The organism is Massilia sp. LMS1-1-1.1 (genome assembly GCF_040815535.1).
In the GTDB taxonomy this organism is placed as follows: Bacteria; Pseudomonadota; Gammaproteobacteria; order Burkholderiales; family Burkholderiaceae_D; genus Janthinobacterium; species Janthinobacterium aestuarii.
Map to the genome: position 1 here is coordinate 75,287 of NZ_JBFPNG010000001.1, position 26,683 is coordinate 101,969.

The following is a 26,683-nucleotide window of genomic DNA, read 5'->3' on the forward strand; positions in this document are numbered from 1 at the left end:
CCGGAACCGCAAAAGCCGATTGACAACCCTCTATTATATGCCGCCACGACACTTCCCGTGCAAATGCCGTGCCCGTCACCTGGCCGAGCGGCGCCAAAGGACCAGAAAGCCACGGCGAAAGGCATAACTGCGCGACTTTTGCGTTTAGACAATATAAATATCCCACAGTTAATATATTTTCTGTAATAAGATTGCCTTCTGGAAAACATTTAGGGAGCGAGAAATGATGCAACGCTGGCTACGCCTGCCGTACCGTCTGAGCATTCTGGCCTGTCTGGCAGCCAGCGCACTCGCCACCCTGCACACCGGATACGCGGCGGGACCGATGCCGCCGGCCGGCGCGCCCTCCCCCTTGATGGCGGCCTGCGCCGTCCTGCTCGGTGCGCTGACGCTGCTGCTGTGGCGCCAGCACCGCCTGGCGCTGCGCCTGCAGGCGCTGGAACAGCTGCGCGAGGACGGCGAGCAGGCGCGCCTGGCCAGCGGGCAACAGCAGGCGCGCGAGCAGGAACGCCTGCGCATCGGGCGCGACATCCACGACGACCTGGGCCAGCATCTGCTGACCCTGAAGATCGACCTGTCCATGCTGCAGACCAGCACGCATGAGGCGGCGCCCCAGCTGGCGCAACAGCTGGCCGTGATCGCGCGCAATGTCGACCTGACCATCGCGGCGCTGCGCTGCGTCATCCATGACCTGCGCCCGCCTGCCCTCGACGCAGGCCTGCAAGCGGCATGCGACGAACTGCTGGCCGACTTTACGCGTACCACCGGCATCGGCTGCGGCTGCGACTACCAACTCGACGCCGCCGCCGGCCGCGCGCATGGCGCCTTGCTGTATCACGTGGTGCAGGAAGCGCTGGCGAACATTGCCCGCCATGCGCACGCCACGCATGTCCAGCTGTGTCTGCAGCAAACGGGCGCCACCGTGGCTTGCCGCATCAGCGACGACGGCATCGGACTGTCGGGCTCGCCGCCGCGCCTCGGTTGCGGCCTGTCCGGCATGCATGAGCGCGTGGCCGCCGCCGGCGGCAGCCTGCACATCGACAGCCGCAGCGGCGCCGGCACCACCTTGCGCGTGTCGCTGCCCCTGCCGGTCTGCCACGACGAAGCAATGGTCCATCACTGAAAATATTGCTCAATATCAACACCATCGCTACCCCACGCGGCATCATGGCCAACGAGCCAGCCCCATTCACGCCCAAGAAGGATGCTTTCATGCCGGATAGCCACGCACATGCCAGCCTATCGCCATATGGTGAAGCCCAGGGTTTCGCCGTCAAGATGATGGAATTGCTGGTCGTGCCCACCTTTGTACTCGATGTGCATGGCAAGGTGATGATCTGGAACCGCGCCTGCGAGCAGCTGACGGGCGTACCGGCAAGCGAAGTGCTGGGTGCGCGCGAACCGGGCCGCTGCTTTTACAACGATGAGCGCCCCACCCTGGCCGACCTGCTGTTGGCCGGGCGCGGCGGCGACATGCGCGCCCTGCATACCCAGCAGCAATACCGCAGCAGCACGGGCAGCAATCTGTGCGCGGAAAACTGGTGCGACATGCCGCGCACGGGACGGCGGCGCTACCTGGCCGTCGATGCCAGCCCCATCTACGGCAATCACGGCGAACTGATCGCCGTCGTCGAAACCCTGCGCGACATGACGGACGAAAAGCGCGCGCACGTGGAACTGGAACGCCTGGCCACGCGCGACGGCTTGACGGGGCTGGCCAACCGGCGCTGCTTCGACGACACCATCCTGGCCGAGTGGCAGCGCGCCCAGCGCCAGGGCCAGCCGTTGTCGCTGTTGATGGTTGACGTCGACAATTTCAAGGAATACAACGACAGCCACGGCCACCAGGGCGGCGACCTGTGCCTGCGCAAGGTGGCCGGCGCCGTGGCCAGCGAAATGCGCGCCAACGACCTGGTGGCGCGCTACGGCGGCGAAGAGTTTGCCGTCATCCTGCCGAACCAGTCCCTCAAGGGCGCGGCCATCGTGGCCGAACGCATCCGCCACCGCGTCGAGCGCCTGCAACTGCCGCGCAAGCGTCCGGACGGCGCCTGCGTCACCGTCAGCATCGGCGCCGCCACGGCCCTGCCCGGCCCCGGCACGGAGCTGGGCCAATTGATCCATACGGCCGACTGCGCCCTGTACCGCGCCAAGCACCTGGGCCGCAACCGCATCAGCCTGCCGGAAACGACGCTGACATAAGCAACAAGTCCCATCATCAGGAAACACGACCAAATTTGGTGTATATTTGGTCCTGTCACAATTTTTCGCATCCGGAGACGCCATGAACCTCAAGGAACGCATCAAGCCGATTTCCTACCTCAAGGCCAATACGACGGAGATCGTCAACAGCTTTGACGCAGGCCAGGACGAGCCCATCATCATCACGCAAAATGGCGAAGCGAAAATGGTCGTGCTGTCCATGCACGCGTATCAGGAAGGCAAGCGGCAAGCGCAGCAGATGCAGGAGCAGCATGCGTTCATGAAACTGATCGCCATGGGCAACCAGGACATCGCGCGCGGCGACGTCGTGTCCGAAGAGGATTTCCTGGCCAGCCTCGACCAGGCTTGAGATGACGCGCATCGTTGTGCTGAAAAGCGCGCAAGCCGATTTCAATGAGCTGCGCAGCGATTTCAAGGCGCACCATACGGCCGCCGCCCAGGCGCAGTTCATCTGCGCTTTCCGGCAACTATTCTCTGATCTGAAAACCTTTCCCGATAGCGGCACGCCCGTCGAAGCAGCCCGCGAAGTCGGCATGGATGTGCGGCAACGCCTGTGCGAAGAGATTCGCGTGATCTACCACCATGACCGCGCGCACGACATCGTGTACATCCGCATGTTCCTACCCACCCGGCGCGATTTTCTCAGCCATCTCACGACCCGCATCCTGCGGCCCGACTTGTAGCCCCTATGCAGGGCGGCACGAATATTCTATGCTGCGGCGTTGCACTTTCCACATTTCCAAAAAAGAAGGAGCCCCCGTGTCAAGAATCATGCCCGTTTTATTACCCGCTTTCGCCTTGGCCCTGTCGGCCATGGCCTCGTCGAACCTGGGCGCCGCGCCCGTCAAACCGGCCGCCGCGCACAGCGCCGCCGCCAGCAAGGCCGATTTGCTGCCGTTCAAGGCCACGGAAAAGACCTTGCCCAATGGCTTGAAGATCATCATCGTGCCGACCGGCTTCCCGAACCTCGTTTCCTTGCAGATACCCGTGCAGACGGGTTCGCGCAATGAAGTCGAGCCGGGCAAATCCGGCTTTGCCCACTTCTTCGAGCACATGATGTTCCGCGGCACCAAGGCCTATCCACCCGAAAAATACCAGGAAGTGATCACGCGCGCCGGCGCCCGCCAGAACGCCTATACGAGCGACGACCTGACCAATTACCACACGACGTTTGCCAAGCAGGACCTGGAAACCGTGCTGAAGGTGGAAGCGGACCGCTTCCAGCACCTCGACTATGCGGAAGACGCGTTCAAGACGGAATCGCGTGCCGTGCTGGGCGAATACAACAAGAACAGCGCCAATCCCGTCTCGAAACTGTTCGAAGTGATGCGCGACAGCGCCTACACGACGCATACCTACAAGCACACGACGATGGGTTTTATCCAGGACATCGAAGACATGCCGAACCAGTACGCGTATTCGAAGATCTTCTTCGACCGCTGGTACCGTCCCGAGCGCACCACCATCATCATCGCCGGCGACGTGGAACCGCAGCAAGCCATCGCACTGGTGGAAAAATACTGGAGCGGCTGGCAGCGCGGCAAGCAGCAGGCGGCCGTGCCCGTGGAACCGGCCCCGCGCGGCCCCGTCTACAAGCACGTGGCCTGGCCCACGCCGACCCTGCCATGGGTGGCCGTCGGCTTCCACGCGCCCGCGTTTTCCGTGAAGGACAAGGACCAGGCCGCACTGGCTACGTTGCTGTCGCTGTCGTTCGGCCGCACCTCGCCGCTGTATAAACGCCTCGTGCAAAACGAGCAAAAGGTCGACCAGCTGTTCGAGATGACGCCGGACCGGGTCGACCCGACCCTGGCCGTGCTGGGCGCGCGCGTGAAAAGCATCGATGACGCCGTCTACGTGCGCGACGCCATCCTGGCCACCGTGGCGCGGCTGCGCGACACGCCAGTGAGCGAAAAAGACCTGGCGGACGCCAAGTCGGCGGAAAAATACGGTTTGATACGCTCACTCGACAACACGGAGCAGATCGCCGGCACCCTGGCGTCGTTCGTGCATTTCGACCGCTCGTATGCCACCATCAACCAGTACTACCGCCTGATCGATACGCTCACACCGGCCGACCTGCAGGCAGCCGCGCGCAAATACCTGACGGACGAGGGCCTGGTGGTGACGACCCTGTCGCATCAGCCAATGGCCGCCGCCATCGCCACCACGCCGAAGCTGGCCAGCCTGCTGCCGGCCGCCTCGAACGCGAAGTTCGACGTGCTGGTGCAAAAGTCCGCGCTGCCGCAAATCCGCTACAAGCTGCTGTTTATGGCCGGTTCCGCGCAAGACCCGCAAGGCAAGGAAGGCCTGGCCGCGCTGACGGCGTCCATGGTGGCGTCCGGTGGCTCGTCCGAGCGCAAGATCGACGAAGTCAACCAGGCCCTGTTCCCGCTGGCCGGCAGTTTCAGCCAGCAGACGGACAAGGAAATGACGACGTTTACGGGCTCCATCCACAAGGATAACTGGACGCAGTTCAACGCCATCGCCCTGCCGCTGCTGCTCTCGCCCGGTTTCCGCGAAGACGACTTCCGCCGCCTCAAGGATGCGCAAAAGAACGCGCTGCTGCTGGACCTGAAAGACAATAACGAAGAGGAATTCGCCAAGGAACGCCTGCAAACGAATGTGTATGCGGGTACGCCGTACGGCCACCCCGTGCTGGGCACGGTCGCCGGCATCGACGCCATCACCCTCGACGACGTGAAACAGTTCTGGAAGAGCGCGTACGCGCAAGGCGCCGTCAAGGTGGGCATTTCCGGCGACGTCTCCGAGGCCATGACGGCTTCCCTGACGCAGGCGCTGGCAAGCTTGCCGGCCGGCCCAGGCTTGCCGGCAACGGTGAAACCCGCGGGCCGCAAGGCGAACGGCCTGGAAGTGGAAATCATCGAGAAAAACACGCGCGCCACGGCCATTTCCTTCGGCCTGCCTTTGGAGGTGACGCGCACGCACCCTGACTTCCCCGCCCTGTGGCTGGCGAAGACATGGCTGGGCGAGCACCGTGCCTCGAATTCCTATCTGTACCAGCGCATCCGTGAAATCCGCGGCATGAACTATGGCGATTATGCGTACATTGAAGCCTTCCCGCGCGGCATGTTCCAGTTCTTCCCGAACCCGAACCTGGGCCGCAAGGCGCAGCTGTTCGAAATCTGGATCCGCCCCGTGGCGCCGGACAACGCTCACTTCGCGCTGCGCGTGGCCCTGACGGAGCTGGGCAAGCTGGTCGACAACGGCCTGACGCAGGACGTTTTCGCCACCACGCGCGACTACCTGATGAAGAACGTCTTCGTCATGACGTCGACGCAAGACCAGCAACTGGGCTATGCGCTCGATTCGCAATGGTATGGCACGCCCGAGTTCACCAAGCTGATGCGTGATGGCTTGTCAAAACTGACGCTGACGGACGTCAACCGCGCCATCAAGCAGCACCTGTCGGCGAAGAACCTGTCCGTCGTGATCGTCGCCAAGGATGCGGCCGGCTTGAAGGAAAAACTCGTCAGCGACGCGTTTTCTCCCATCAAGTACGACGGCAACAAGCCGCAAGCCCTGCTCGATGAAGACAAGGTCATCGGCGCGATGAAGCTGAACATCCAGCCCGCAGCCGTCACCGTGACGCCAGCGGCGCAGGCGTTCGCGAAGTAAGGGCTGGTGCTGGATCACCCCATCTGAGGAAGCATGTCGGATGGGGTGCATCGGGGGTGGCCAGACTTGAACACATCAACGACCTGCGGTGAAGGATATGGAATGCCACGCTGTCACATTGATCATATCGCCATCACGGCGCCAACGCTGGAAGCGGGTGCGGAGCTGGTGCGGCTGGCGCTGGGGGTAGAACTTCAGACTGGCGGAGCGCATACCCGCATGGGGACGCATAACCTTCTGCTAAGGCTAGGCGATGCTGTCTACCTGGAAGTGATCGCACCCGACCCCGAGGCGCCGCTACCGTCCCGGCCCCGCTGGTTCGCGCTTGACACCCTGGCCGCCGATGCGGCGCCGGCACTCGCCACCTGGATAGCCCGCACCGCCGATATCGAGGCCAGCGTTGCGGCATGCTCGGAGCCGCTTGGCAATATCGAAGCCATGAGCCGGGGTGCCCTGAATTGGCTGATCACCATTCCCGGCGATGGCGCATTGCCCTTGCATGGCGTCGCCCCGGCACTCATCGAGTGGCAAGCGGAGGCGCACCCGGCGGCCAAGCTGCAGGATCAGGGGCTGTCCCTCATCAAGCTCGAACTGTTTCATCCCGAACCGGAACGCATTGCCCGCTTGCTGCTATCGCTGGGCCTTGAAGGCCAGCTTGTTGTGCACGCGTCGACAGCGGAGCGCGGCGCCGGCCTGGTCGCCCACATCAATACGCCGCAGGGGCTGCGCCAACTGTAAGCGCGGCGGGCGATCAACCGCCCCCGCGCTGCCAACTCACTCGAACGGATTGGCCACCGACGTCACCTCGGGCGGCGGCAGCTGGTCGGGCAGTTCCCGCTTTTCCAGCTGCGCCACCACGTCGGCCAGCAGTTTTTGCAGCTGTTTGGCCAGGGCCAGGCCCGGCTTGTCCAGGGTCAGGTCGATGTCGCCGCTGATGCTGATGCGGTCGATCCGGTTTTCGATGGTCAGGCTGCCGATTTCCAGCACATCGCTTTCATTGGCATACGGGACGAATTTCTTTGCGCACATGGGATTTCCTTTTTGACGGTCTTATTTCTTGGACTTGCTTTTCACCTTGGGCAAACTCAGCATGCGCAACTTTTGCTGGCGCGTCAGCGACGGTAACAGATCGATGCCGATCCTGTCTTCCAGTTGCGCAATGCTCAACACTTCATACGTCTTGGTATCGACGTTTTCAATAAAATAGGCAGCGCCGGCGCGCTGGCGCGGGCTGTACACGGCCTTGTACAGATGGCTGGGAACGATCACCCGGCCCACCTTGCGCAAGTTACCGCCAATAAAAGCCGGCCCCGTGATCACGTACAGGTCGCCCTCTTTCTTGGCCATCTTGCGCACGGCGCCTTCGATGCCGGCCCACACATAGCGGTTGTTGCGCGAATCTTGCGGCACCATGTTGGACAGGGTAAAGCTGTCGCGCTGGCTCTTGCGGTCCGGCATGTCGCCGTTGGGTGCCATGTGGCCACGGTCGAAGCCGCTGCGCGCATAGTCGGCCAATTCCGCGCGCTGGGCGGCGGGCAGCTTGCGTTCGGCGTGGAAGGAGTTTTCGCGAGACAAGTCCTGCGCCGCCTCCAGATTGTTCGCCGTCAAGTGCTCGGCCGACCACAGCGGCGTGCGCGTGATACCCGAGTGCATTACGCCAAACACGTTGTAGCACAGCTCTTTGGTTGCCACGTCCAGCTTGGGGTTGGTGATTTCCGGCTTGCGGCCATCGACGTAATGGGCGGGGCAGGCATCGGCATGCGCCAGGTTCGCGGCAAAGGCGGAAGCCAGCAAGCCGCACGCCAGGGTCAGCCTGGCGATCGATCGTTGAATCATATTTCCCTAAGTGAAATCATTGCAGGCCAGCATTCTAGCGGACGGCGGCCATCATCACAAACCCGCGCAAACCTGGCGTGCGCGACGGAAACTGGGCGTGCAGGCGGTCCTGCGCAGAGCTGGTGCAAATAAAGGCCAACAGGCCGCGCACAGCGATTCATATCTGCTAAGATTGGCTGGATTCGTTCGCATCGACCATTCAAGATTTGGAGAGCATATGATCAAAAAAACCCTGCTGCTGATCGTCGTCGTCGTCGCCGCCATCCTCGGCTATGCCACCACCAAGCCCGACACCTTCAGTGTCCAGCGCGAAATCACCATCAAGGCACCGCCCGAGAAAATCGCCGCCCTGATCACGGACTTCCATTACTGGGCCGCCTGGTCGCCGTGGGAAAAGCTCGATCCCGCCATGCGCCGCACGTTTACGGGCCCGGCCAATGGTCTGGGCGCGCAATATGCGTGGCAAGGCAATGACAAGGTAGGCGCCGGCCGCATGGAAATCACGGAGGCGGCCCAGCCCGAACGCACCGTCATCAAGCTGGACTTCCTCAAGCCCTTCGAAAGCCACAACACCACCACGTTTACCATGACGCCCGAAGGCGACGGCACCAAGGTGAACTGGACCATGACGGGCCCCAGCCCTTACGTCAGCAAGGTCATGACAGTCTTCGTCAGCATGGACAGGATGATCGGCAAGGATTTTGAAAAAGGCTTGAACAACCTGAAAGCGGCTGCGGAACGCTAAGCCCGCTCGCAGCAAAAGGAAACAGGGCCCGCGCGGCCCTGTTTTACTTGGCGCCTCCTTGCGCAGGCTTGCTCAGAACTGCTCGATCCAGGCGGCCAGATGGTCCGGCGTAAGCGCCGGTTCAGCCTGCACTACCTTGCCCTGCAAGCCCGATTCCGTCTCGCTCAGCTGCAGCGACCAGCCGCGCCGCGCCAGCCACAGCAAGCTGGCCAGCCAAAACGAGTGGATCGGCGAGACGGGCGTGGTGGTCGGCGTTTCCAGGAATTCCGTCAGCAGCCGTCCATCGAGGAACAGCGCCGTGCCGCCCTGGTTTTGCAGCGCCGCGCCAAACACGGGCAGCAGCATGTCGATCGCCTGCTCCACGCCACGCCCCGGATGCTCGCGCTCGAGCGTGTCGAGCTGCTGGCGCACGGCGGCGGCAAAGGCCGTGCCGCGGAACGCTTCCGAACTGACCAGGTCGGCATAATCCATCAGCAGCCAGTCCGGCTCGGGCGGCGTGACGCCGGCCGTCAGGGCCGCCGACAGATACGCTTCCACGGGCAGTTGCTGTTCCGGACCGGCCAGGCTGGCACACAAGGCGTACAGGGTGCCGATGCGGTTGGCGACGGCTTGCCGCTGGCGCACCATCAGCTTTTCGCGCAACAACTGGGCGTGTTCATTGCGCAAGCGCGCCAGTTCCAGCGCCTGTTTCAGTTCCATGCGCAGCGCCGCGATATCCCACGGCTTCTGGATGTAGCGGTGGATCTGCCCCTGGTTGACGGCTTCCACCGTGTGCTCGAGTTCGGAATACGCGGTGGTCAGAATGCGCACGATGTGCGGATGGCGGTCCCAGGCGTACGACAGCAATTCGTTGCCGTAGGCGCCGGGCATGCGCTGGTCGGAGACCAGCACGGCGATGCGGTCGGCCTGCTCGTCGAGGATGCGCTTGCCCTCCTCGACCGAGGTGGCCGTCAGCACGTCAGCCAGCGGCGCGATGGCACGCTGGAAGTATTTGAGGGCGTTGGCCTCGTCATCGACATAGAGTATCGTCGGCAAGCCTTGCGCCGGCTCACGCTGAGCCGGTAAACGCAGATTGGCGTCAATCATGCTCGTTCCTTATATGTACTGGAAAATTCAGGGTTACCGTGGTGGAGGTGCCAAACTCGGTGGCGATATCGAGGTTGCCGCCGAACGACTGCATCATGCGGTGGCAAAACACCATGCCCCAGCCCTTGCCTTCGCCGCCACCGGCACTGACGGGGTCGATCAACAGCTGTTCCACAATCTCGGGGGCGATGCCGGCGCCATTGTCGCGCACCGTGATGCGGCCAGCATCGATGCGGATGCCGATCGCTGGATGGGTTTGCTCGCCGGCCGAACGCAAGGCATTCGCCAGCACGGACGATAATATCAGCGCGACGCAATTGGGCGACTCGGCTATGGAGAAATCTTCGCCCACTTCGACCGTGATGGCGGCGCGCTGGGCCGCGCTCAAGGGATAACTGTCGAGCAAGGCGTCCAGCAACTGGCGCGCGCTGCCGGCGCGGCGTCCGCCCTGCATGCCCGGCCCGGCGCTGGCCAGGCGCACCGTGTCGACAAAGCTGGCCAGGACCGACAGGCAATAGCGCGCATTGTCGTGCATCAGGGCGGCCGCTTCGCCGATCTCGGCCTGCGGCGCGGCGTCCGCCTGCGCGCGCCGCGCGATGCCGCGCGCAAAATTGGCGATGGCCGCCAGCGGCGTATTCAATTCATGCGCAAGGAAGGCCAGCGATTCTTCCATCGCCACCAGGCCCTGGCGGCGCGCGGCCCGTTCGCGGCCCGTCTGCACGGCCAGCTGCAGCGCCGTTTGCATGGCGGCCAGGTCGAGCGGCTTTTCCAGCAAACGGAACAAGGTGCCGCCGTTGATCAGCTCGAGCAGCACGTCCTTGTCCGCATAGGCCGTCACCAGCATGCAGACGATGTGCGGATAACGCTGCGCCACTTCCTGCAGCAGCTCGCTGCCCAGGCGGTCCGGCATGCGATAATCGGTGACGAGCACGTCGATCTGGCCAGCCTCGTCTTCCAGCAAGGCCAGCGCCGCATCGACGCTCTGCGCCGTCAATACGCGGTAACGGGGACCGACGGCGCGCTCGAAATACTTGCAGGCGAGCGCTTCATCGTCCACGTACAGCACGCTGGCGCGGCTATCGCTGTCCATGCTAGCGGCCCTCCCAATCGGAGCGCTGCAAGTCGAAATTCATGCTGGCCCATTTGCCCAGCTCGCTTTCGGCACTCAATGTTCCCCCGTGGCGCTCGATCACGCCATAGCTGATGCTCAAGCCCAGGCCCAGCCCCTGCCCCACTTCGCGCGTGGTAAAGAACGGCTCGAACACGCGCGCCAGGTTTTCCGGGGCGATGCCGGGGCCGTTGTCGCGCACGCTGATGCGCAGGCGCTTGTCATCCCAATGGGCCGTGATGCGGATTTCGAATGGCGGGGCATTGCCCTTGCGCATGGACAGCACGGCATTGCCCAGCAAGTTGATCAGCACGCCCACGATGGCGGCCTCGTCGCCGCGCACCAGGGTGTCGACCGGCAGGTCGTGGCTGATGCTGACATTTTTCGTTTCATGCCCTACCAGGCGGATGGCCGCGTCGAGCGCGCTGCGGAACTGGAAGTGTCCCGTTTCCAGCTGGTTGCCGCTCTTGCGATAGGCAAAGGTCTTCAAGTCGGACACGATGTGCTGCACGCGCAGCATGCCCTGCTTGGCGTCGGCCAGGCATTCGCTGACCAGCGCGCTTTGCTTGGCGACCGGGTCTTCGATGGCCACTTCGATCGCCATCATGCAGAAATTCACGGGGTTATTGACTTCATGCAGCATGCCGGCGGCCAGAGTGCCGATGGCGGCCATCTTCTCCTGCTGCAGCATCTGTCCCTTGATATCGGCCAGGCTTTTATTCGTTTCTTCCAGCTGCGTGTTCTTTTGCGCCACTTCCGCCTTCAGCTGGAACAGCATGAAGCGGGCGCGCTCGTTGAAATAGGTAAAGACGGCGCTGATGCTGGCCGACATGATGAGGAACAGACAGTTGACGACAAACGTGCCCGGCAAGTCGAAGCCGCCCGCATGCCAGGCGCAGGCGCCCACGTACAGCAGGCAGGAGATGGCGCCGAAGACCATGTTTTGCCACAGGCCGAAAGCGAGCACGATGCCCGACGAATAGATGGCCAGCGTCATGCCCACGTAATAGATCGAGGTGGCGCCTTCCGTGATGGCGATCATCCAGGCGATCATCATTTGCGGCAGGATCAGCCAGACAAACGTCAGCCCCTGGATGCGGTCTTGCGCCCAGCGCGTGCGCATGGCCAGCACGACGCAAAAGATCAGCACGGACACGACGATGCGCGCGCTGGTAAACGCCGATTGCTTGTCCGGATACAGGGCCGAATCGAGGCCCATGCCCAGCAGGATCAGCACGATGCCCGTGTACGCCCCGCCGCGGCTGAATTCCAGGCGGAAGTCGCGCAAAACGGCCGTGTAGCCGGCGTGCAGGCCTGGAGTATCCATCAAGGAATGCTCACTTCCGCGAACACATTCACGCCCGTCGCGTCGACATAGATTTTCGGCTCCGTCGCATGTTCGGGCAGCAGGGCCGACAGACCCGCTTCATTGCGATAGATCAAATGCCACTCGAGCAAATGCTCCATGCCGAACTTGCCAGGGTTGTCGGCGTGCACATTGGTGACGAGCAAACGTCCGCCCGGCCCCACGCGCGAGGCGAAGTGCATGAGCAGGCGCGCGCACACTTTATCGGACAGGTAGTCGAACAGGCCGGCGCAATACACGGCGTCGAAACTGCCGGGCAAGCCCGTGATGCCCGAGCCATGGCGGCGCTTGAGCAGGTTATGCACGGAGTCGTGCACATAATCGATCTCGACCACTCTTCCCGTGCGCTGCATGATGGTGGTCAGGCGCGCGCGCGTCCAGTCCAGGGTCTCGCTGCTGAAGTCGACCAGCTCGAAGGCCAGCCATTGCGCATCGGGGCATGTCTCGAGAAAACGCTGCACCTCGATGGCCGGGCCGCAGCCCACGTTGAGCACTTTGTACACACGCCCCGCGGCACGCGCCGCGGCCGCCTTTTCTGCCAAAAATTCCGTCAGGATATCGATGCGGTTGCGGTGCGCGGTGGCCACGGCCGCCTGCAAGAAGGCCGCATTGACGATCTGAAAATACGTGCTCGGCCCCTGGCGCGGATCGTCGAGCAGCTGGTTGACCATCTGGTAGTCGCCCGCATAGCCGAGCGGCTTGGTAAACGTGCGGAAGACGAACGGCGCGCGCAGGATCAAAGGATGCAGCGCCGCCTGGGCAAATGCGCGGTGGGCCGGCGCCCGCTCTTCCTCGACGAGCGACGCTTCCACCTCGAGCTGGCGCAAGTACAGCTGGGTCTGTTCCATCAGCGGCAAGGCCAGTTCATCGAAGATGTCGGGACGCAGCCGGCCATTTTCCTTGGGCAGCGAGTCGGACAAGTCGACCTGTTCGACCCAGCGCGCCACTTCCGACAAAAAGGCGCGCATTTCGTTGACGACGATCTGGTAGTCGCGGCGGATGCGGAAGCGCTCGCCCCAGCCCGCCACAAAGGCGCTGGACTCTTTCGCCACGGCGCCCTTGACGACGACCACGTCGCTCAATTCGCGCCACTCGTCGATCAGGGTCACGGAAACGATGGCAGTCAGGCCTGTGTTGACGCTGCTGATGACGACGGCCTTGCCGACATAGGCGTTTTTCGCCCCCATGCGCACCGTCACGTCATTGAGCACCTCGCTGACCTGCACAATCGAGTATGGATTGTAGATTTCCATGACCAGCGAATTGCGCTGCAAGTTGAAAATCGTGCCGCGCACCGCCTCACCTTGGGTGTTGCGGAAACTGACGACTGGATCGATCTGCGATTGTGAATACACGATTGAGCATTATCAAGTTGCCCGGTTTCCGGCGCACCACACTGGTGACACCAGATTCCAGGCTGGGTTAAGGCACGGCACACCGGTCGTTTGCCGCCGGCTCCGCCATCGCAATGGCGGTATTGCGGCGTCGCGCGACGCCGTGCCGGAGCGCCTCAAAGCGCATCTGTTCGCTCTCTGATCGAGTGTACTATGGATGTAGCAGAACGGGCAATTGTTCCCTCAGGAACGACTGTCCGTGGCGCTGCCGCGCAACGCCGGCGCTCATCCCGCGACGAACAAGGCCAGCGCATGACGCAGCAACTGCGGCGTTTGCCCCGTCCAGCGCTTGAACGAGCGGCGGAAGTTGGTGGCATCATGAAAGCCGAGGTAGGCGGCCACGGCGTCGTTATCGTAGCCATGCGCCTGGAACAGATAGATGGCCTTGTGCGCGCGCACCTGGTCCAGCTCGGCCTGGAAATGCGTGCCATGGCGCGCCAGGTGGCGTTTCAGAGTGGCGGGACTGACGCCAAACTCCTGCGCCGTGCGCTCGAGGGTTGGCGCGCAGCGGATATTGGCCAGCAGATAGTCGTACAGCGCACCGAGCAGGCTCGCTGCCGGCACGGGCGCCAGGGCCGCCTCGCGCAAGGCCAGCGCGGCCGCCGTTGCATTGCCGCGCGGCCAGGGTTTGTCGAGCCAGCTGGAATCGATGAGCATGGCGTCGACCTGGCAATCGAAACGCAGGGACTGCCCCAGGTGCACTTCGTGCTGCTCCACGTGACGGGGCCGCGCGCGGTTGAAGCAGAAGCGCCACGGCAAGGACTCTCCGGCCAGCCAGCGGCACATGGCCGCCAGCGCCGTCATGTGCATTTCCACGAGAAAAGGCAGCTGGCTCGGTGCGCCGAACGCGTCGACCCAGTACAGCACATGCATGTCGCCCGCTTCGCGCAAACGCGGTTGCAGCAGCGGACACAGCAAGGTATGAAAATCGCACAGGATGGTCAAGGCCTGGCGCAGGTTCTGCGCCTGCAGCAAGGCATGGCTGGCCGCGCCGTAATGGCCGGGCAGCATTTGCTGGCCCAGCATGAAACTCGTGTCGGCACTGTCCAGGCCGCGCGCCACGTTGGCCAGCAATTGCAGGTATTGCGCGGCGCTGACCTGGCTTTCCGCAGACGGCAGCGCACCGCCATCGAGGCCCGTGCCCTTGAGCAGCGGCGCCACGGGCAACTCGCGGCTGCGCGCGTAATCGAGCACCAGCGCCGGCTGGTGATGGGCTGCGATGCTGGGGTCGCTTTGCTGGTTCAGCGGCATCAGGCAGGCGCGGCGGTGCCGGCCCGGGGACTGGCGCTCCGGCCCGGCGTTTCCACGGCCCGGCTCAGCTCGGCCAGCACCACTTCCGGCACGCCGTCCGTCAGCGAGCAGGCATGGCGCAGGCTCAGGCGGATTTCACGGTTGTCGTTGGCGTGGTGGTGCATCTGCCCCACCATGACGCACAGGTGGCGCGCCTTCACTGCCCCATCCTCGCGCGACACGCCCGGCATCAGCACGGCGAAACGGTCGCCCGCATAGCGGCACAGCAAATCGTCATTGCGCAAGTTCAGCAGCAGCATGTGGCCCACGGCTTGCAGCACGCGGTCGCCTTCGCGGTGGCCATATTCGCGGTTAATCAAATGAAAGCTGTCGATATCGAGCAAGACCAGTGCGCAATCGAGACCGGGCCGGCGCTCCTGCTCCAGGCGCATCTGCGTGCGCAGGTAGCTGGCATCGGCCAGTTGCGTGATGCGGTCGAAGGCGCGGTGGTCGCGGAACAGGCGCTCGCGCTTTTGCAGGTGTTCGTTCAGGCGGAACTGTTCCTGGCGCCAGTAATACATGCCGATCGTTACCAGCAGCATGCCAAACGGAATCAAGCCTTCGAGCCAGTTATCCCACACGGCGCTCTTGTCGACGGCGAAGAATTCGTCGAGGCAATCAGCCCAGGAGCCCAGCATGATGGCGCACAGGCCGCCGGCGATCAGGCTCGTCACCAGCCCGCGCGGCCGGCTGCTGAGGGTAAACAAAAACCAGATGCCCGCCATGACGGCCGTGCCGCCTTCGCAGACGATATCCATCCACTTCCAGATGGCGATCGGTTTAGGGTGCCCTAACGTGGCGTACAGGAACAAGAACAGGGGCAAGGCCAGTGCGGCGGCAATCAGGCTGTTACGGTGCAATGGCAGCATGTGGGGAAACCTTTAAAAGTGGTGCTGTCGCCACGATAGCGCCCGCCCATGACGGCACGATGACATGCCCCACGCCCGTGCGGCAGGTGCAAACGGCTCATCATTACCTTGGGCGCTCATGCAAATACGGCATGCCACGCCCCATGTGCCCACGACCGGCAGGTCATTTCAGCTCACCACGCTCCATTTCCAGCCGGAAAGCGTTCACGGGCCGTTGTTTTCAGGGTGGCAAGCCCTTGCCTGTCACGCAACCGTCATATTTGCTGCCTAGAATCCGCCCGGTTCCTTTCCCTAACCGAGCTCTTCATGAAAACCATGCACACTTCGACTCCCTCCCCGCTGCGCCTGACGGCCCTGGCCCTCGGCATCATGGCCGTCTTCAGCGGTCAAAGCCATGCGCAAGATGCGGACGGCCAGCCAGCCGCCACCGTGGTCGTCAGCGGCCAGCGCGCCAGCCTGCGCAACGCCATCGCCGCGCAAGAGAAAGCCGACAACATCATCAGCGTCATCAGCAGCGACGATATCGGCGGCTTGCCCGATAAAAACGCGGCCGAAGCACTGGCCCGCTTGCCGGGCGTGTCCGTGCAGCGCGACCAGGGCGAAGGCCGCTACATCACGGTGCGCGGCCTGGGCCCGGACCTGAACGCCGTCACCATCAATGGCGCCCTCGTGCCGTCGCCGGAAGCGGGCCGCCGCGCCGTGGCGCTCGACATCCTGCCCGCCGGCCTGATCCGCACCCTGGAAGTCTCGAAGACCTTGCTGCCTGAAATGGACGCCAACTCGCTGGGCGCCACGGTCGAAGTGAAATCGCTGTCCGCCTTCGACTTGCCGGGCAAGCTGCTGTCGGCCAACGTGGGCGCCAGCTACGATGAAAAGACGGGCAAGACCAGCCCCAGCGGCGGCGCCCTGTGGGCCCAGCGCTTCCTCGACGGCAAGCTGGGCGTGGCAGCCGGCCTGAGCGCGGAAAAGCGCTCGTTCGGCTCCGATGACGTGGAAACGGGCGGCGCCTGGAGCAAGGGTAAATTGTCCAGCCTGGAATTGCGCGACTACCTGCCCGTGCGCAAGCGCGGCGCCCTGGCCGTCAACCTCGATTACCGTCCCGAAGCGGGCAACAGCTGGTTCTTGCGCTCGTTCGTCAGCGAATTTTCCGACAATGAAGTGCGCGACCGCCTGACCATCAGCAATATCGCGGGCGGCAGCCTGGCCGAAGAGCAGACGGCCAGCGCGCGCGCCGAGCGCCGCATCCGCCAGCGCAAGTACACGCAGCAAGTGCGCTCGCTCGTGCTGGGCACGCAACAGAAATCGGGCGACTGGACCCTGGACGTGAAAGGCGGCATGAGCCGCGCCACGGAAGACACGCCGGAATCCCTGAACGATGGCCGTTTCCGCGGCCTCAGCAATTTCGCCGGCATCAGCTTTACGGATACGCAGGAGCCGAAACTGAGCGGCCCCGCCTCGCTGTACGATCCGGCCAGCTACGCGCTCAACGCCATCACCCTGCAAAAGCGCTACTCGAAAGACAATGAACACCACGCACGCATAGACCTGGCGCGCAAGTTCGACATCGCCACGCTGAAGTTCGGCGCGAAGGTCAGCCGCCGCGAAAAGACCAATGACACGGATCAATGGGCGTATAACAGCAGCAAGGCCACCAGCGGCAACTATTGGGGCACCGGTTCCACGTTGATGAGCAATTTCGTGCAGGGCCACAATCTCGACTACGACCTGGGCAACATCGGCGTGGCGCTGGACCCGGCCCTGATACGCGCCCGCGTGGCGGGACTGGACCGCGCCAAGGCGCGCCTGTCCACGGAATCGATCATCAACGACTACCGCATGCATGAAGACATCAACGCCATGTATGTGCAAAACAGCTACGACTTCGGCGCCTGGCACATCCTCGGCGGCGTGCGCGCCGAACGTACCAGCTTTGAAGCGGCCGGCTCGCAAGTGGACAGCGCCGGCGTCGCCACGGCCTTGACGCGCGAGCGTTCGTACACCAACTGGCTGCCGAACCTGCAAACCCGTTATGACGTCGATCAAAAGACCAGCGTGCGGGCTGCCTGGACGCAAGCCGTCGTGCGCGCCAATTTCAGCCAGCTGGCACCGGGCGTCAGCCTGGCCAGCAACACGGAAGCCGTGATCGGCAACCCGGACTTGAAACCGCTGAAGGCGAACAACCTGGACCTCGGCATCGAGCGCGTGCTGGGCAACGATGGCGTGATGTCGGCCTACGGCTTCTACAAGGACATCAAGAATTTTACGTACACGACGAACCTGGCCGGCACGGGCCAATGGGCGGGCTACACGACGGCCACGTCATATGCGAATGGCGACGCGGCCAAAGTCAAAGGCATCGAACTGGCCTACATGCAGCCGCTGCGCATGCTGCCGGCGCCGTTCAATAAATTCCTCGTCGGCGTGAATGGCACCCTGAGCACCTCAAGCGCGCGAATCAGCCGTTTCGACAAGGCGACGAACAAGCAACTCAACCGCGACATCCGCCTGCCTGGCCAGTCGAACCAGGTAATGAACTTGATGCTGGGCTATGAAACGGGCCCGCTCAGCGCCCGCCTGGCCCTCAACTACAAGTCGCCGTATCTGCTGGAAATGGGCAACGACATCCTTGACCAAAGCCAGGACCATATCGTCGCCGGCCAGAAGCAGCTCGATTTCTCGCTGTCGTACCAGATCAACAAACAGTTCCAGCTGATGTTTGAAGCGGCCAACCTGAACAACGAAAAATACTATGTCTACCAGGGCACGAAGCAATACAACGTGCAGAACGAACAATACGGCCGCACTTTCAAAGTGAGCTTGAAAGCCAGCGCCTTCTGATGATGATTTCAATGAACATGAAAAAAAACGTACTCTGCGGCGCCTTGCTGGCCGCCTTCTGCGCCACCGGTGCCGTCTTCGCCGCCCCCGCCAACACTTTGCCTTCCTTCACGCAAGAGGCCGAGGAACTGGCGCGCCTGCCCGGCGGCGGCTGGCTGACCCTGGACAAGCACGGCTTGCGCCTGTTCAACGCCAGCGGCCAGGAGCAGGACCGCATCACCGTGCGCGCCAAGCAGCTCGACACGCGCATCAATGGCGGCAAAGTGCTGGCCGTCTTCCTGGAAGCGGACACGCAGCGCCCGCTGCCCGTCTCCGTCGACGTGCAGGCCGGTAAGCTCAATCGCCTGGCGCCGTTCCCCGTGCCCACCTTTTCCGTGGAAGCGTCCTGCCTGTACCGTGACGCCCAGCAGCTCGACCATCTGTTCTTGATCGGCAAGGATGGGCAAGCGGAACAGTGGGTGATGCAAGGTGAACAGCGAAGCCTGGTACGCAAACTGGCTTTGCCGCCGCACGCCAAGCATTGCCGCGCCGACGATGGCGCCCAGCGCCTGCTGGTCAGCGAGGCCAACATGGGCGTATGGTCGTATGAAGCCGATTCGGAAGGCATGGGCAAGCGCGAAGTGGTGGCCCTGCGCAAGCCGTACGGCCAGCTGGATGGCGGTGCCGGCGCCTTGGCCGTGCTGCCGGGCGGCGTCGCCGTGCTCGATGGCAAGGCGGACAAGCTGCACCTGTACTCCCATCAGGCGGGCAAGTGGACGGCACAGCCAGCCCAAGCCGTCGCCTTGAACGTGCGCAAGGGCGACAGCCAGCTGGCACTCGACGGAAATTCCTTGATGTTGCGCGGCAAGAGCGGTTGGCAAGCGCGGCCCTTGAAATGGGCTGGCCGAGCGGAGACATCACCTGCGGTGGCCATCATCGCCCCGCAAGCGCAGACGGAACCGATGGCGCGCCAGGGCGACGCGGCCGACGATCCGGCCATCTGGCTGTCCAGCAACCCTGCCGACGCACGCATCCTAGGCACCAACAAAAAGCAGGGACTATTGGTCTACGACCTGCAAGGCAAGCAGACGCAGCTGCTGGAAGTGGGACGCCTGAACAACGTCGACGTGCGGCAAAACATCAGCCTTGGCGGCGGCAAGGTCGACCTGGCCGTCGCCACCCAGCGCGACGACAACAGCATGATGCTGTTCACCATCAATGCCGATGGCGTCGTGGCGGAAGCGGGCCGTTTCCCGACCGGACTGAAAAGCATCTACGGCATGTGCTTGTACCAGCCGGCCAGCGGCGGCGTGGAAGCGTTCATCAACGACAAGGACGGCACTTTCCAGCAGTACAGCATCAGCATGAACGGCAGCAAGTTCAGCGCCACCCTCTTGCGCAGCTTCAAGGTTGCCACCCAACCGGAAGGCTGCGTGGCCGATGATGCCAACGCCAGATTGTTCCTGGGCGAGGAAACGCGCGGCATCTGGACCACCTCGGCCGACGCCGCCAAGCCCGACGCCCTCACCATGGTCCTGCCCGTGGGCGCACAGTTGACGGCCGACGTGGAAGGCATGGCCATCTACCGCCAGCCGGGCAGCAAGGCTGATTCTGGCTACCTGATCGTCTCCAGCCAGGGCGACAACAGCTACGTCGTTCTCGACGCCAAAGCCCCCTACAAGGTGCGTGGCCGTTTCAAGGTGGGCTTCAATTTACCGGCAGGCATCGACGGCACCTCGGAAACGGACGGCCTCGACGTCACCTCCGCCAACCTGGGCGGCGCGTATGCACAAGGCATGCTGGTGATCCAGGACGGCTACAAGCGCCTGCCCGATGGGCCGCAGAACTTCAAGTATGTAGCGTGGGGCGATGTGGCGAAGGCGTTAAAGCTGGATTAAGTTAGCAGCAACAGGGGGCAGCAGCACCGGGGAAATGCGCACCAATGGGGCGCATTTCCATCCCGAAGAGGCCGGCCCCGCCACTATGTGCGCGGCATATCAATATGAAATGGCAGGCGCTTGCCGCACAAGTCCACCATGCCCGTCACGAGCAGGCGCCCTGCCGACAATTCGACAATGTTGACGGCCGATACGTCACCGTATTCCATCATATAGATACCCGATTCCTCTGCATCGGGGTGCATATCGAGCATTCCGATCGCCAGCGCTCCTTCCTGCCCTTCCGGTATGCGCAAGCCGTGCAGGAAAAAAGCCGGTGGATACAGCGCCCACGACCATTCCCCATCATCCGGCTCCGTCAAGCGCATGAACACATCATCGTCGCCATGGATATCGATATTTATCTCCAGCATGCCCCTGCCATGCACTTCCAGACCAATGCTTGATTTCGCTACATCCACTTCAAAATTGGTGTCACCGATACTAAAAACAGTCATGCAATACGACTCCCCAGTTACAGCTAAATATGGACGCGACAGGTAGCAAGAAATACAGGGGCAGCCCCCTCGGTCACGAAACCAGAAGGATAAAGCCGGCAATCACGGCTATCGTGCCGATACCTTATTTTTATCCTTTAACCATGTTCGTGCCATCATTCTCAACGCACGCCGAAATGGCGTCAAACTTCATCGCCTTTAAGAATGCCGGTGAACGCAAGAAAAGGCCGCTTACTCCGCAAAACAGGCAAAACCGGTTACGTCCGCTTCCGCCCCAAAACGGACGGTCGTCTTATGGCCGAACGCAGCCTATCGGGCAACAAGTGTTTGCCGACGCTCGGTTTCTCTTATCCGCGCCGCATTTGTCGCTAGGGACCAATGTGTACGTCAAACCCTGCCGGACTGCTGGGCAGTCGGAAACGGTATCTTAGACCACTTCCGTCACCGCCCGAGGTGCTCAGCTGTGATTTTTGAGCTTAGCGTACTATTTTTTCCGAATTATGTGGTCGCCCTCACTAGAAGACAGGAATCTCTAAGAGTGCTTTCTGGTGTTGCAGTTCCCACCTAGCAGTAAACTGAACCAAGAGTTCTCGCCACTTTGCCGAGACAACTTCCCCGTCCATTCTTTGGATTGTTGGGAAGGCACTCTGCATGAACGCGGATAGCATCCAATTGTCGAAATCTGGATGGCTTCTCGCCTTGAAGAACTCTTCAACCCCACACGAACGAATAACAATTAATAATTCTTCAAATTCTTGACATGAAGCGATTGTTACTGGATATTTAGCCGATAGGTTCAATAACTTCTCATTGCCTATCATTGCGAGCTTCAACAAATCATTAAATTGAGCCCTGATAGCTGGCGAGAATATTACCCAATCTTCAAGCGTGACTATCATTGGATAGCAAGTTAAATCTTCGGCATCCCAATCAGCAATACCAGACAAAGCGTCGTCTAAGTTCTTATAAATTTGGAGAGCATCGCCAGCAAGTATCGTCAGTTCATTAAGAATAGGTTGTTCCGCATCGAGCAGCTTGGCATTATGGTTTAGCCTTTTTGTTTTGCACTCAATAAACAAGTGACCTGTTTTGTCACTGATAATCCAGTCAGTTCCATGCTTAAGATATAAACCGACACGATAGGGTCGTTCTCCCAAGACAGTGAAGCTATCGCTAGGCAGTACACTTTTCGCATACTTACCGATATAGGTTTCAAACGAGTCACCAAAAACATTCCCAAAATCAGGCTCTTTGACTAAATCATAATATAGACCCGACCCCAACCGACTCCAGACGAAAGAAGGTGTCGGACAATAAAGCTCCCAAGGCCGTTCATTAGATAGCCAAACGAAGGGCTTAGATAACAACGCATGGACGGTATATTCCCAATTGTGATCGTATCTCGCAAGCGCTTTTGAATGAGTGCGTAAGTCGTCTATTGACTGAGACATTTTTCCGAAAAAGAGATCCCTGTCCTCTTCACTTATCCCGAATTCCGAATAGTCATCATGTGCCGAGACATAGGGATTCCTTAGAACACCTCCACTTACTTGAAGCGCAAAAAACAAAAATTGAATAAAATCTAATCCGGTCTTCTTCTTTAACATCTCGTTAATTTTGTCGCCACCAAAAATCATTGAATTTCTAATTATTACCGGCATGTGAAGGCTAGTATTATTCAGCGGAATCTGATGATGAATTATGGAGTGTAAATCCAAGAGAACTCTATCAGGGTCGTCTGTCTCCCTTGACGATATAAAGCCTTGAATATCACGAATCAAATTAAACGATTCTGCCAAAGTCTTGTAGGTAAAAGGCTTACCGCCCTTCACTTCTGCATTCAGGATTAGCTCCCTAGTGAGAGTTGCCAATTGATGCAAATAGAGATGCTTCCTGAATCCAGGTGGCCCCGCTAATGCTTGCGGTACAGCGCTTCCGTTAAGCAGGTGTTCACGATATATCCACATCGCTTGCAATCCCGACTCCAAGTTTATCATTGATAGCTTATTTCTTAATGGCTTATATAGCTGATACATATGATATTAGTTCTCGTCCAAAATTCCAATTTTTGATGTTGCCGGAATCAAACTTCTTGCTGATGGTTTCATTGTAGCCCTACATAAAAGCTACGTGTTTAGAATTGGGTGATCATATTCCTATTCGGGAGCGTTTGAAGGGAGCGTTTGAGGGTCAGGTCCGCGATTCCGACACAGTCCTAGCTATGCGAATCCCAAAGCTGAAGTCTCTGCGTAAGCTCAGCGTCAATACGCATACGCTGCATTGTTAGTCATGCCGTATTGACAGTGAGTCTAGATGCCAAGGCTGAGATCATGTCCGAATGGCAGACCTGACCCCGCCACCCTCTTTGCCCCCGCCACCCTCTTGAAAAATCACAAGCCCTCAGCGTCAGGTTGTTTTTTAATATCATGGAAAGGATTTCCTTAAGAAATTCGACAAACAGATTGGGGTTTCCGCGAACGAGGATAACTCCGCCAAAATTTGACTACTCCATGTAAGAGAGGTTTTGCATTTCCCCCGAAAAATGTTTGGCTTTTCCCTACGAGAGTCTATTTTTAAATTTTCCAAAATTACCATATACATTTCCAATATAAATTTCCCCCGAAAATAGAAGAAGAAGTCCTGACCGTCAATCTCACTCATTATCTCAAAAATTCTTTGAAAATTATTTTCAGCAGAATATGGAAATATATCTTTACTCTTATTTATATCGAATTTCTTCACAATACTAATTTCAGATTTATCATCGAATTTTATTTCAAAAAGAGTCGACAAATTCAATCCATTCAAATTTAATCTTGGAGGCTTACCATCAACTTTTGGCGCCTCAGTAAGCTGCCAAAAAAGCCAAGCACTAAACTGTAAAGTTTCTTTCGACACATAAGAAACCCAAGAAATATATCTATCAACCACAATCCTTAATTCATCTTCACGACCCTCTAAATTTAAATTAAATTTATTCGCAATAAGATTCTTAAAAGATTCAGGACAAGTGTAGAAATTTTCCACTGAATGTCTATTCGTTACGTACAGTCTAGCGTCAGTTCTAATAGCATCATAATCACGATCTGCAAAAAGAACATAACGATCAACATCATAAGCATCGCACGAAATTTTTAAATGTTCATGCAAGTCAATGACATTATCCTTGCCATTTGCGTCTATAAAATTTATCTCACAACCTCTAGTTAGCCCCGATAGCCTTGGCCGATAATAATCTTCATCTTTTCCTTCAACTACTGCAAGAACAGGCCTCATCGGATTGCCATATTTTTTATTAAAGTCCAAAATAACATGAGGCAAATCCTTTCTCAATTTACCTGTTTTCAATGGCGACCTCGATCTCATAAGTGACACTCATTGGTCGTGCAGATTTCGCAAGGTCGTTGGCAAATATATATGGAGAATGCGTCGCAGCCAAAAGAAAACTACAATTCCCAGACGCAATTAAATCTGGAAGCAATTTTTCTTGCCACTCAGTAGAAAGAGAAAGCTCCGGCTCGTCAAAAATCACCGCGTATTTTCTATTATCAAGATATATCAATGACAGTATAGAAATAAGTTGTTTCTCGCCAGATGAAAGAGTATTTAAATCAATGATTTTTTTTGAGCGCTTTGATTTTATATATATTTTAGGGTCAACCTCATCGTAAATCATTTCCTTATCGCTCAGATATTTATTAATCGTTAAAATAAATCGATTTATTTGTTGATCAAACACCTTTTGCTCTTCATAAATCTTAATAAGATTTCCTAAAAAATAGGCTATGGGTTGATATCTAGAAATTCCAATCTCTCCGCTTTTTACCAAATCCAATATTTGACTTCTACCTTTATCACTTATTGAAGATCCAATTCTCTTTAATACCAGATCTAGTTTCTCTTCGTTCTTCTGAAGGTGGTGTGAATTTGACATTTCCGCTGAAAAATTTGGCATTTGCAACAGTTCATCAAGCATACCTCCACTTATTTTTGAATACGACGCCATCGTATCATCTTTAATTTTTTGAGTGACATCCTTAAATCTTTTCTCAACGTCATCCATACCAAAATGGATTAATGTTTCCTCATCATGACTGTCCTCTTCGTAACTATCCTCAAAAATATCAAATCCATCTCCCTCATCGACACCTTTTATCCCAAGTCTTGCAAGGTTCTCTTCAACTCGGCGATATGTGGGCAAATAAAGTATCTTATATGGAAAATTTATTCTAAATTTATTTAACTCACTTACAATTATATATCGTTGAATTATTTCAGGAAACTCCATTAAGTATCTAGTCACATTACTAATTGCCACTGGAGATGATTCTGGTGAAATTTCCTTAACGATTAATCTCAAATTTTTCAAATCTCCCTCTTGAAGAGCCTTATTTATTATCTCGACCATTTTTGAGTTAATATTAACCTCTATCATACTAAGAATATTGCGTATTGAAAGTGGAATTCTTCCTTCCTTCCTATCAAAACTATTTTCACCGATATCACTAATATCACTTCTTTTTACGGTGAAAAATTGTTTTCCGTCAGACATTTCCAGTTTGGCTTCTCTGAAATTATAAGCCGCAAGCTTTTTTAAATTCCCACTTAATATACTAAACAATATATTGAGAACTGTTGTTTTCCCCACTCCATTTTCGGTCATAATTATAGTGGATTGCGGCAGAAAATTAATTACTGCATTTTTATCCTCATGCAACCCACTAATAGTAAGTTTTTTTAAATAAGAAGGCTCATTCATGATTCATTCCATTTTTGCAAATAATATTGGAACAGTATTTTATTTGACGCTTCCTGTCAATGAAATTATTGTGCCAAAAAAATATTAAGTGGTTTGTTTCTTTCGGAAATCACCATGACTTGCTCCGACAACTAAAATAGAGGAAAAGGAGGCCACCCCGTCCATCACTGCTATTAAGAGACTAAGATGACCGCACCGCCTCCGCCGTATTAAAATACCGCCCCATGACCTCCCCCGCCTCGACCTCCCCTCTCCCTGACAGCATTTTGCTCCCTTCCCTGGCCGTATTGGGAGGGCAGATTTCCGTCAATTTGGGGGCGGCGATTGCGAAGAATCTGTTTCCTGTCATCGGGGTCGAGGGGATTACGGCATATCGCGTGGGGTTTTCTGCGCTGATCTTGCTGGCTATCTTCCGGCCGTGGCGCTACCGGCTGACGCGCAAGGATGTGCTGAACTTGCTCGTCTACGGTTCCGTGCTGGGGTTGATGAACTTGCTGATTTACCGGGCGTTTGCGCTGATACCGATTGGCATCGCGGTCGCCATCGAGGTGACGGGGCCGCTGGCAGTGGCCATGCTGTCGTCGCGCCGGCCGCGCGATTTGCTGGCTGTGGCGTGCGCCGTGTTCGGCTTGTATTTGCTGCTGCCCCTGCAAGGCAGTCCGGGCAGCCTGGACCCTGTCGGCGTGGCGTATGCGCTGGGGGCGGCGCTGTGCTGGGCGCTGTACATCATCTTCGGCAAGCGGGCATCGACATTACAAGGCGGCCAGGCCGTGGCCTGGGGCATGACGGTGGCAGCCATGGTGACGGTGCCCATCGGCATCACATATTCAGGCACGGCACTGCTGGCGCCATCGATTGCGCTGATGGGCCTGGCCATCGCCATGCTGTCCAGCGCCCTGCCATACTCGCTGGAAATCTTTGCCCTGCGCCGCTTGCCACAAGGCGTGTTCGGCATGTTCAGCAGCGCGGCGCCGGCCGTCAGCGCGCTAGCCGCCATGGTGGTGCTGGGAGAAATGCTGAGCTTGACGCAGTGGCTGGCCATCGCCTGCATCGTGTTCGCGTCGGCCATGGCGGCGCTCGGCGCACAGGGCGGCAAGCGCTAGCGGTGCTCGACGGGCAGGCAGGTTTTGATGCCCGCCTGTAAAATGCGTCATTGCTTGCC

General features: G+C 58.7%; 22 protein-coding genes. 10 read left to right on the plus strand and 12 right to left on the minus strand.

What is annotated here, in order from left to right; all coding sequences use genetic code 11:
- Nucleotides 1-223 precede the first annotated feature (223 nt).
- From MRBLMS1_RS00410 to MRBLMS1_RS00435, 6 genes are all read left to right on the plus strand, one after another.
- The gene (locus tag MRBLMS1_RS00410) at nucleotides 224-1,123 is read left to right on the plus strand and encodes a sensor histidine kinase (protein WP_485877072.1); all 900 of its coding nucleotides are present in this window, start codon (nucleotides 224-226) and stop codon (nucleotides 1,121-1,123) included.
- Between the two features lie 5 nt (nucleotides 1,124-1,128).
- Nucleotides 1,129-2,199: a sensor domain-containing diguanylate cyclase gene (locus MRBLMS1_RS00415; protein ID WP_485877073.1), complete on the plus strand. Its 1,071-nt coding sequence runs from the start codon at nucleotides 1,129-1,131 to the stop codon at nucleotides 2,197-2,199.
- Between the two features lie 82 nt (nucleotides 2,200-2,281).
- The gene (locus MRBLMS1_RS00420) at nucleotides 2,282-2,569 is read left to right on the plus strand and encodes a type II toxin-antitoxin system Phd/YefM family antitoxin (protein ID WP_096235600.1); all 288 of its coding nucleotides are present in this window, start codon (nucleotides 2,282-2,284) and stop codon (nucleotides 2,567-2,569) included.
- Nucleotide 2,570: 1 nt separating this feature from the next.
- Nucleotides 2,571-2,903 (plus strand): type II toxin-antitoxin system RelE/ParE family toxin, encoded by a 333-nt coding sequence (locus MRBLMS1_RS00425; protein WP_485877076.1) that lies wholly within the window; start codon nucleotides 2,571-2,573, stop codon nucleotides 2,901-2,903.
- Nucleotides 2,904-2,979: 76 nt separating this feature from the next.
- Nucleotides 2,980-5,856, plus strand: a complete 2,877-nt coding sequence (locus tag MRBLMS1_RS00430) for a M16 family metallopeptidase (RefSeq protein ID WP_485877078.1) — start codon at nucleotides 2,980-2,982, stop codon at nucleotides 5,854-5,856.
- Between the two features lie 102 nt (nucleotides 5,857-5,958).
- A complete protein-coding gene (locus MRBLMS1_RS00435) occupies nucleotides 5,959-6,594 on the plus strand; it encodes a VOC family protein (RefSeq protein ID WP_128143136.1) in 636 nt (211 codons plus the stop codon).
- Between the two features lie 36 nt (nucleotides 6,595-6,630).
- Here MRBLMS1_RS00435 and MRBLMS1_RS00440 read toward each other — a convergent pair whose 3' ends face one another.
- Both MRBLMS1_RS00440 and MRBLMS1_RS00445 read right to left on the minus strand, forming a co-directional pair.
- A complete protein-coding gene (locus tag MRBLMS1_RS00440) occupies nucleotides 6,631-6,885 on the minus strand; it encodes a hypothetical protein (protein WP_485877080.1) in 255 nt (84 codons plus the stop codon).
- 21 nt (nucleotides 6,886-6,906) lie between these two features.
- Complete coding sequence (locus tag MRBLMS1_RS00445) at nucleotides 6,907-7,692, minus strand: DNA/RNA non-specific endonuclease (protein ID WP_485877081.1); 786 nt, start codon at nucleotides 7,690-7,692, stop codon at nucleotides 6,907-6,909.
- A 217-nt stretch (nucleotides 7,693-7,909) separates the two neighbouring features.
- Here MRBLMS1_RS00445 and MRBLMS1_RS00450 point away from each other — a divergent pair, with 217 nt between their 5' ends.
- Nucleotides 7,910-8,437, plus strand: coding sequence for an SRPBCC family protein (locus tag MRBLMS1_RS00450; protein WP_034755971.1), 528 nt, complete (start codon nucleotides 7,910-7,912; stop codon nucleotides 8,435-8,437).
- 72 nt (nucleotides 8,438-8,509) lie between these two features.
- Here MRBLMS1_RS00450 and MRBLMS1_RS00455 read toward each other — a convergent pair whose 3' ends face one another.
- From MRBLMS1_RS00455 to MRBLMS1_RS00480, 6 genes are all read right to left on the minus strand, one after another.
- Complete coding sequence (locus tag MRBLMS1_RS00455; RefSeq protein WP_485877084.1) at nucleotides 8,510-9,523, minus strand: response regulator; 1,014 nt, start codon at nucleotides 9,521-9,523, stop codon at nucleotides 8,510-8,512.
- Nucleotides 9,516-10,613 (minus strand): hybrid sensor histidine kinase/response regulator, encoded by a 1,098-nt coding sequence (locus MRBLMS1_RS00460; RefSeq protein WP_319991531.1) that lies wholly within the window; start codon nucleotides 10,611-10,613, stop codon nucleotides 9,516-9,518. Before MRBLMS1_RS00460 ends, MRBLMS1_RS00455 begins: the two co-directional genes overlap by 8 nt.
- A 1-nt stretch (nucleotide 10,614) precedes the next feature.
- On the minus strand, nucleotides 10,615-11,958 hold the full coding sequence (locus tag MRBLMS1_RS00465; RefSeq protein ID WP_485877087.1) for a sensor histidine kinase: 1,344 nt from the start codon (nucleotides 11,956-11,958) through the stop codon (nucleotides 10,615-10,617).
- A complete protein-coding gene (locus MRBLMS1_RS00470; RefSeq protein WP_436481565.1) occupies nucleotides 11,958-13,352 on the minus strand; it encodes a class I SAM-dependent methyltransferase in 1,395 nt (464 codons plus the stop codon). Before MRBLMS1_RS00470 ends, MRBLMS1_RS00465 begins: the two co-directional genes overlap by 1 nt.
- 264 nt (nucleotides 13,353-13,616) lie before the next feature.
- Complete coding sequence (locus MRBLMS1_RS00475; RefSeq protein WP_485877089.1) at nucleotides 13,617-14,642, minus strand: AraC family transcriptional regulator; 1,026 nt, start codon at nucleotides 14,640-14,642, stop codon at nucleotides 13,617-13,619.
- Nucleotides 14,642-15,550: a GGDEF domain-containing protein gene (locus MRBLMS1_RS00480; RefSeq protein WP_485877091.1), complete on the minus strand. Its 909-nt coding sequence runs from the start codon at nucleotides 15,548-15,550 to the stop codon at nucleotides 14,642-14,644. The genes MRBLMS1_RS00475 and MRBLMS1_RS00480 overlap by 1 nt, the downstream gene beginning before the upstream one ends.
- A 315-nt stretch (nucleotides 15,551-15,865) precedes the next feature.
- Here MRBLMS1_RS00480 and MRBLMS1_RS00485 point away from each other — a divergent pair, with 315 nt between their 5' ends.
- Together MRBLMS1_RS00485 and MRBLMS1_RS00490 are read left to right on the plus strand one after the other, a co-directional pair.
- Complete coding sequence (locus tag MRBLMS1_RS00485; protein WP_485877093.1) at nucleotides 15,866-18,388, plus strand: TonB-dependent receptor; 2,523 nt, start codon at nucleotides 15,866-15,868, stop codon at nucleotides 18,386-18,388.
- 11 nt (nucleotides 18,389-18,399) lie between these two features.
- Entirely contained in the window at nucleotides 18,400-20,265 is a 1,866-nt protein-coding gene (locus tag MRBLMS1_RS00490) for a phytase (protein ID WP_485877095.1), read from the plus strand.
- An 83-nt stretch (nucleotides 20,266-20,348) separates the two neighbouring features.
- Here the strand turns inward: MRBLMS1_RS00490 and MRBLMS1_RS00495 are convergent, their stop codons facing one another.
- The 4 genes from MRBLMS1_RS00495 to MRBLMS1_RS00510 form a co-directional block, all read right to left on the minus strand.
- Nucleotides 20,349-20,762, minus strand: a complete 414-nt coding sequence (locus MRBLMS1_RS00495; RefSeq protein ID WP_485877097.1) for a hypothetical protein — start codon at nucleotides 20,760-20,762, stop codon at nucleotides 20,349-20,351.
- Between the two features lie 515 nt (nucleotides 20,763-21,277).
- Entirely contained in the window at nucleotides 21,278-22,738 is a 1,461-nt protein-coding gene (locus MRBLMS1_RS00500) for a hypothetical protein (protein ID WP_485877099.1), read from the minus strand.
- A 448-nt stretch (nucleotides 22,739-23,186) separates the two neighbouring features.
- Nucleotides 23,187-24,110 carry a DUF4435 domain-containing protein gene (locus tag MRBLMS1_RS00505; protein WP_485877100.1) on the minus strand — a complete coding sequence of 308 codons (924 nt, stop codon included), beginning with the start codon at nucleotides 24,108-24,110 and terminating at the stop codon, nucleotides 23,187-23,189.
- Nucleotides 24,097-25,521, minus strand: a complete 1,425-nt coding sequence (locus MRBLMS1_RS00510) for an AAA family ATPase (protein ID WP_485877102.1) — start codon at nucleotides 25,519-25,521, stop codon at nucleotides 24,097-24,099. The genes MRBLMS1_RS00505 and MRBLMS1_RS00510 overlap by 14 nt, the downstream gene beginning before the upstream one ends.
- Before the next feature lie 224 nt (nucleotides 25,522-25,745).
- On the opposite strand from MRBLMS1_RS00510, the gene MRBLMS1_RS00515 reads away from it, so the two are divergent.
- Entirely contained in the window at nucleotides 25,746-26,624 is an 879-nt protein-coding gene (locus tag MRBLMS1_RS00515; protein ID WP_485877104.1) for an EamA family transporter, read from the plus strand.
- Nucleotides 26,625-26,683 lie beyond the last annotated feature (59 nt).

Excerpts from the sequence above, each read along its gene's own strand:
- MRBLMS1_RS00490 (WP_485877095.1), top strand. The coding sequence starts at position 18,400 with ATGAACATGAAAAAAAACGTACTCTGCGGCGCCTTGCTGGCCGCCTTC.
- MRBLMS1_RS00420 (WP_096235600.1), top strand. The coding sequence starts at position 2,282 with ATGAACCTCAAGGAACGCATCAAGCCGATTTCCTACCTCAAGGCCAAT.
- MRBLMS1_RS00435 (WP_128143136.1), top strand. The coding sequence starts at position 5,959 with ATGCCACGCTGTCACATTGATCATATCGCCATCACGGCGCCAACGCTG.
- MRBLMS1_RS00495 (WP_485877097.1), bottom strand. The coding sequence starts at position 20,762 with ATGACTGTTTTTAGTATCGGTGACACCAATTTTGAAGTGGATGTAGCG.
- MRBLMS1_RS00445 (WP_485877081.1), bottom strand. The coding sequence starts at position 7,692 with ATGATTCAACGATCGATCGCCAGGCTGACCCTGGCGTGCGGCTTGCTG.
- MRBLMS1_RS00475 (WP_485877089.1), bottom strand. The coding sequence starts at position 14,642 with ATGCCGCTGAACCAGCAAAGCGACCCCAGCATCGCAGCCCATCACCAG.
- MRBLMS1_RS00460 (WP_319991531.1), bottom strand. The coding sequence starts at position 10,613 with ATGGACAGCGATAGCCGCGCCAGCGTGCTGTACGTGGACGATGAAGCG.
- MRBLMS1_RS00440 (WP_485877080.1), bottom strand. The coding sequence starts at position 6,885 with ATGTGCGCAAAGAAATTCGTCCCGTATGCCAATGAAAGCGATGTGCTG.
- MRBLMS1_RS00480 (WP_485877091.1), bottom strand. The coding sequence starts at position 15,550 with ATGCTGCCATTGCACCGTAACAGCCTGATTGCCGCCGCACTGGCCTTG.
- MRBLMS1_RS00455 (WP_485877084.1), bottom strand. The coding sequence starts at position 9,523 with ATGATTGACGCCAATCTGCGTTTACCGGCTCAGCGTGAGCCGGCGCAA.
- MRBLMS1_RS00515 (WP_485877104.1), top strand. The coding sequence starts at position 25,746 with ATGACCTCCCCCGCCTCGACCTCCCCTCTCCCTGACAGCATTTTGCTC.
- MRBLMS1_RS00510 (WP_485877102.1), bottom strand. The coding sequence starts at position 25,521 with ATGAATGAGCCTTCTTATTTAAAAAAACTTACTATTAGTGGGTTGCAT.
- MRBLMS1_RS00450 (WP_034755971.1), top strand. The coding sequence starts at position 7,910 with ATGATCAAAAAAACCCTGCTGCTGATCGTCGTCGTCGTCGCCGCCATC.
- MRBLMS1_RS00425 (WP_485877076.1), top strand. The coding sequence starts at position 2,571 with ATGACGCGCATCGTTGTGCTGAAAAGCGCGCAAGCCGATTTCAATGAG.
- MRBLMS1_RS00410 (WP_485877072.1), top strand. The coding sequence starts at position 224 with ATGATGCAACGCTGGCTACGCCTGCCGTACCGTCTGAGCATTCTGGCC.
- MRBLMS1_RS00485 (WP_485877093.1), top strand. The coding sequence starts at position 15,866 with ATGCACACTTCGACTCCCTCCCCGCTGCGCCTGACGGCCCTGGCCCTC.
- MRBLMS1_RS00465 (WP_485877087.1), bottom strand. The coding sequence starts at position 11,958 with ATGGATACTCCAGGCCTGCACGCCGGCTACACGGCCGTTTTGCGCGAC.